This is a genomic window from Candidatus Salinivivens marinus (genome assembly GCF_965655845.1).
GTDB classification, from domain to species: domain Bacteria; phylum Pseudomonadota; class Alphaproteobacteria; order Rhodobacterales; family Rhodobacteraceae; genus Salinivivens; species Salinivivens marinus.
Genome location: NZ_CBFHHX010000021.1, coordinates 1 through 5,851, shown reverse-complemented (window position 1 = coordinate 5,851; position 5,851 = coordinate 1). Strand labels below are relative to the sequence as shown.

Genomic DNA, 5,851 nt, shown 5'->3' with positions numbered 1-5,851 from the left:
AAATATACATTGTATCCTTGATAATATTTAGTCAGGAATAAAGAAAAGGAATTTGTATTGTCCGAAGCTCTTTTAGTTATTGATGTTCAAAACGACTTTTGTCCAAAAGGCGCTCTTGCTGTTGCTGGAGGTGACACGATAGTTCAGCCAATTAATGCAGCGATGGACAAATTTAGTACAGTAGTTTTAACCCAAGATTGGCACCCTAATGATCATAAATCATTTGCCTCGTCTCACGAAAACAAAAAACCCTTCGATATTGTTGAAATGTTGTACGGTGATCAAGTTCTTTGGCCTGATCATTGCATTCAAGGTTCGATGGGTGCAAGATTCCATCCAGATTTAAACCACACAAGGGCCGATGTTATTATCCGTAAGGGTTCAAATCCTGCGGTAGATAGTTATTCTGCTTTTTTTGAGAATGACAAAGTTACCCCAACAGGTTTGCATGGATATTTAAAAAACCGTGAGGTGACTAAGTTAACTTTAGTAGGTCTTGCTACTGATTACTGTGTAGCTTTTTCAGCTTTAGATGCTGCAAAATTAGGATATGCTGTCACCGTTAGGCTTGATATGGCTCGTGGGATAGATTCTGATGGTTCGCTGAATGCAGCGATAGATGAGATGTCAAAAGCAGGGGTTAACTTGGTAAATGGTTGATATAGCCACTAGGGTTTGGAACCACAAATGGAAGATAGACCCCATTGTGCGGTCCCTAATAGATACAGATTTCTATAAACTTTTGATGTGTCAATCGATCTACCGGAACAAGCCCAACACAAATGTTACTTTCAGTTTGATTAATCGTTCTTCGAATATTTTATTGGCAGAGCTCGTGGATGTGGGTGAACTACGAGAGCAATTAGATCACATTAGAAGCTTATCGCTGACTCGCGGGGAAAGTACATGGTTACGGGGTAATACGTTTTATGGCAGACGCCAAATGTTTAGATCTGACTTTATGGAATGGTTTGAGGGGTTGAGGCTTCCACCGTATCATTTAGAAAAAGTTAAGGGTCAGTACGAACTTACATTTGAGGGCAGTTGGCCAGAGGTAATGTTATGGGAGGTGCCCGCTTTATCAGTTCTAATGGAACTGAGGGGGAGGGCAGTTCTTGACACAATGGATCGCTTTGAGCTCCAGATTTTATATGCGAGAGCGATGACAAAGCTTTGGGAAAAGATAGAGAAACTAAAGGGGCTAAAAAACTTAAAGATTGCCGACTTTGGCACAAGACGACGCCATTCATACCTATGGCAAGATTGGTCAGTTCAGGCAATGCAGGAGGGTCTTGGAGAATCATTTATAGGTACGTCCAACTGCTCCATCGCGATGAAAAGAGATATTGAGGCGATTGGAACAAATGCGCACGAGCTTCCAATGGTATACTGTGCATTGGCTGAGAGTGATGAAGAGTTAGCGATGGCCCCATACAAGGTGTTAGAGGACTGGCGTGAAGAACATGATGGGAATTTAAGAATTATTTTGCCAGACACTTATGGTACTGAAGGGTTTCTAAAAAATGCCCCAGACTGGCTTTCGAGTTGGACCGGAATGCGGATAGATAGTGGAGATCCGAGACTTGGGGCAAGAAGGGCGATCAAATGGTGGCATTCAAAGGGAGAAGATCCGAAAGAAAAACTACTCATTTTTTCTGATGGCTTGGATGTTAATCAGATTTTGGATTTGCATCAGGAGTTTTCTAAAGAGGTAAATGTATCCTTTGGGTGGGGTACAAATTTAACCAACGATTTTAGGAATCTAGTAAGTGGGGGTCGACTGGATGCATTCTCTTTAGTTTGTAAAGCAGCATCAGTAAATGGGCGCCCTACTGTAAAACTTTCTGATAATCCAAATAAAGCCACTGGGCCTCTAACCGAGATCGAGCGATACAGGCGCGTTTTTCTTGTTGGCGCTCAGGAAGCATCACGAATCGATATTTAGCTTTAGAAATGGTCATTACTCAAAGTTATTAGCAGTACCAAGTGTGTTCAAACTACTGATATACATATTTGCGCATGGTAAGATGTAAAAACTTGAGATCTTATTGGTAATAATAAAAGTTTTTCTTGAATTATGGACCGCGGTAAACAACAATCAATATGTCAGCGAAGGTTTTATTATTTTATAATGACAAAACCAGCACTTTGAAATTGGGAGATTTTAAATGAAAAAAGAGGATTATCTGAAAAATCAGGAACTTAAATATAAGCTCGGTGTAATAGATCGCCGCCAGTTTATTACCTCAGCAATTGCTACAGGGGTAGCGGTTCCTACAGCTCTTGGTTTAGCTAATCAATTGCAAGCAGCAACACCGAAAAAGGGTGGTAAGTTTAGGATGGGTATCGCTCATGGCTCTACCACTGATACTCTTGATTCGGGGACGTCAGAAAACCATTATACACTTATAAATGGCTATACGTTTGGAAACCACCTCACCGAAGTGGGTAATGATGGACAGTTAATTCCAGAGCTAGCAGAAAGTTTTGAGTCTGATGATGGTAAGCGATGGGTCTTTGATTTACGACAAGGTGTGGAATTCCATAATGGAAAAACTATGACGTCAGAAGACGTTATTGCCTCATACAATCACCATATGGGTGAAGACTCTGGTTCAGCAGCTTCAGGGCTGTTAACAGCAGTAAAATCTTTAACTGCCGACGGGAAAAATCGCGTAATTTTTGAACTGGAAAGTGCAAATGCAGACTTTCCATTTATAGTAAGCGACTATCACATTTCGATCCGCCCAGCGGGTGATATGACTTCGGGAGTTGGGACTGGTGGCTACATACTCCAATCTTTTGACCCTGGCGTGAAGTCTGTTCTAAAGCGTAATCCCAACTATTGGAAAGAGGGCAGAGCGCACTTTGATGAAGTAGAGCTAATATCAATTATTGACCCTACAGCTCGTCAAAATGCTCTAATGAACGGTGAAATTGATGCAATGGACCGCGTAGACTTGAAAACGATCAATCTCTTCAAGCGCAACCCGGATATCAACATCATGGATATTACTGGTACGGCCCACTATACATTTCCAATGAGGCTCAGCGTAGATCCATTTGGTGATTATGATTTAAGAATGGCTTTAAAATGGTCAATCCGTCGTCAGGAATTAGTAGACAAAATACTTCTTGGCTATGGTGCAGTTGGTAACGACCATCCAATTTCAACTGCAAACCGATTCCACAATGCCGACCTGCCTCAGCGTGAATTTGATGCAGATAAGGCAGCTTATCATTATAAGAAGTCTGGTCATTCTGGAAAAATTCAATTGTCGGCTTCAGACGCAGCATTTGCAGGGGCAGTTGATGCGGCTCAACTAATGGCTAACTCTGCTGCTGAAGCAGGGATTGATATAGAGGTTATTAGAGAGCCTCGTGACGGTTACTGGTCAAATGTCTGGAATAATGATGCCAAAGGATGGTGTGCATGTTACTGGGGTGGACGGCCAACTGAAGATTGGATGTTTTCTGCCGCTTACACGAATGACACAGACTGGAATGATACGGCTTGGAAAGGTACTGATGCATCTGCAAAATTTAACGCACTTGTTAAAGAAGGGCGAGCGGAGTTGGATGACAATAAGCGTAGAGAAATCTATGCTGAATGTCAGCGCTTGATTTATGATGATGGTGGTACAATCTGCCCACTCTTCAATAATTATGTAAGTGCGAATTCAAAAGCAATTGCTACAGAGGAAAACATCGCCGGTAACTGGGATAGTGACGGCGCGAAGTGTGTTGAACGTTGGTGGTTTGCCTAATTGAGTTCATGAATTAAAGCGGGCCAGCAACGTTTTGCTGGCCCTCATTAGATTTACGTTTATCTAAAATTAAGGCGGTACTATTTGCACCCTGTTATAAGAACAATCTTAGAGCGAATTGCTCTTGGAATAGCTACTCTTTTTGTCGTTTCTTTAGTAATTTTTTCCGCCATTGAGTTGCTGCCTGGTGATTTCAGCCAGGTTATTCTCGGTCAGTCAGCCACGCAGGCAAATATGGCAGCTATATCCAAAGAATTAGGCTTGGATCAGCCTCCCCATTTACGCTATCTCCAATGGATCGCGGGTGCCGTTCAAGGAGATTTGGGAACTTCGTTTTCTGGTAGGAATGCTTCAGGCGTTGATCGCTCAAGGGAAGTCATTGATTTAATCGCACCAAGGCTTTCTAATACGCTGTTTTTGGCTTCAATGACGGCGATTATAGCGGTTCCTATCTCATTGGTTTTGGGGGTAACTAGTGCACTTTACAGGAACTCATTTTACGACCGATCAGTAAATACAGCTACACTTACGACAATATCTTTCCCTGAATTTTTTGTTGCTTATATCTTGATTCTAACACTCTCCTCTCTTTGGCCGATCTTCCCGTCTCTCGCTAATGTTGATGCAGATACAGTGCTGAGTGAGAGAATCTATAAGAGTGCTTTGCCGGCGCTCACGCTTACACTTGTGATAGTTGCTCATATGATGCGGATGACTAGAGCAGCAATTATTAATTTATTGGCAAGTCCCTATATTCAAATGGCACGACTTTCAGGGGCATCTCAATCAGAAATAATAATTAAGCACGCTCTTCCAAATGCGTGGGCTCCGATTGCAACGGTAATTGCATTTAATCTTGCCTATTTAGTGGTAGGCGTGGTTGTTGTTGAAGTAGTTTTTGTTTATCCGGGCGTGGGACAACTTATGGTCGACGCCGTTGCTACTAGAGATATTCCAGTAGTACAAGGATGTGCTCTCATTTTTGCAATCACTTATATTTTGTTAAATCTTTTAGCAGATATCATAGGTATTATTACTAACCCAAGGTTATTGCACCCAAAATGAAAACTGATAGTGAAACATATTCCGCCCTTGGTGAAGTTGGTGATTTTCAACAAAGACGAACGCGCTGGGCTCGGATAAGGTTAGATCTGGCAAAATCTCCAATGACTGCAAAGTTCGGTCTATTGGTAATTTTGATATATGTTGTCGTTGCATTGTTTGCTCCGTTGATTGCACCGCATGGCGAAGCAGAAGTTTTCCCTATACCTTACGCCCCATGGAGTTCAGAGTTTATATTTGGAACTGATCAAATAGGCCGTGATATTTTTTCAAGGCTAATTTATGGAGCTAGGAATACGGTTGGCATAGCAGTCGCAACAACCGCGCTTGCTTTTATTATCGGGGGTATTTTGGGTTTGGCTGCTGCGATTGCGAGGGGGTGGCTTGATCAGCTTCTAAGCCGTACTGTTGATGTTTTGATGGCGATTCCAAGTTTAATTTTTGCACTAGTCTTGTTATCAATTTTTGGTTCTACAGTAACCAATCTAATAATTATCATAGCCGTCTTGGATAGCACGCGTGTTTTTCGTTTAACTCGTGCTGTGTCTATTAACGTGGTGGTCATGGATTACGTAGAGGCCGCGAGATTACGTGGTGAAGGTTTGATCTGGATTATGCGAAGAGAGATTTTGCCAAATATAATGCCACCTCTTATTGCAGAATTTGGTTTAAGATTCTGCTTCGTTTTTCTAACCATTGCAGCATTATCGTTTTTAGGAGTGGGTATTCAACCACCCACCGCTGACTGGGGTTCAATGGTCCGTGAGAATGCATCGCTCATTCAATTTGCACAGTATGACATTAAGGCAGGTTTAACTCCCCTGTTGCCAGCCGCCGCTATTGCACTCTTAACTGTTGCAGTGAACTTCGTAGTTGATTGGTTTTTACATAAGACGAGCGGTATTCGAGATGAACAGTAAGAGTAAAAAGGGAGAAATTCTTCTCGAAATTAAGGGCCTCAAAATACAGGGCTTTTCTGATGAAAAATGGCATGACATTATAAATGGCGTGGATATTTCTCT

General features: G+C 42.0%; 5 protein-coding genes. All 5 read left to right on the top strand.

Translation table 11 applies throughout. The features are described from left to right. Nucleotides 1-57: 57 nt before the first annotated feature. The 5 genes from pncA to ACTF5Q_RS11850 all read left to right on the top strand — a co-directional run bounded on the left by pncA (nucleotide 58) and on the right by ACTF5Q_RS11850 (nucleotide 5,749). The gene (gene pncA / locus ACTF5Q_RS11870; protein ID WP_438954811.1) at nucleotides 58-660 is read left to right on the top strand and encodes a bifunctional nicotinamidase/pyrazinamidase; all 603 of its coding nucleotides are present in this window, start codon (nucleotides 58-60) and stop codon (nucleotides 658-660) included. Beyond that, on the top strand, nucleotides 653-1,945 hold the full coding sequence (gene pncB, locus ACTF5Q_RS11865; protein ID WP_438954810.1) for a nicotinate phosphoribosyltransferase: 1,293 nt from the start codon (nucleotides 653-655) through the stop codon (nucleotides 1,943-1,945). Before pncA ends, pncB begins: the two co-directional genes overlap by 8 nt. A gap of 223 nt (nucleotides 1,946-2,168) precedes the next feature. Beyond that, nucleotides 2,169-3,767 carry an ABC transporter substrate-binding protein gene (locus ACTF5Q_RS11860; RefSeq protein WP_438954809.1) on the top strand — a complete coding sequence of 533 codons (1,599 nt, stop codon included), beginning with the start codon at nucleotides 2,169-2,171 and terminating at the stop codon, nucleotides 3,765-3,767. A gap of 84 nt (nucleotides 3,768-3,851) precedes the next feature. Then, nucleotides 3,852-4,832 (top strand): ABC transporter permease, encoded by a 981-nt coding sequence (locus ACTF5Q_RS11855; protein ID WP_438954808.1) that lies wholly within the window; start codon nucleotides 3,852-3,854, stop codon nucleotides 4,830-4,832. Then, complete coding sequence (locus ACTF5Q_RS11850; RefSeq protein WP_438954807.1) at nucleotides 4,829-5,749, top strand: ABC transporter permease; 921 nt, start codon at nucleotides 4,829-4,831, stop codon at nucleotides 5,747-5,749. Before ACTF5Q_RS11855 ends, ACTF5Q_RS11850 begins: the two co-directional genes overlap by 4 nt. Nucleotides 5,750-5,851 lie beyond the last annotated feature (102 nt).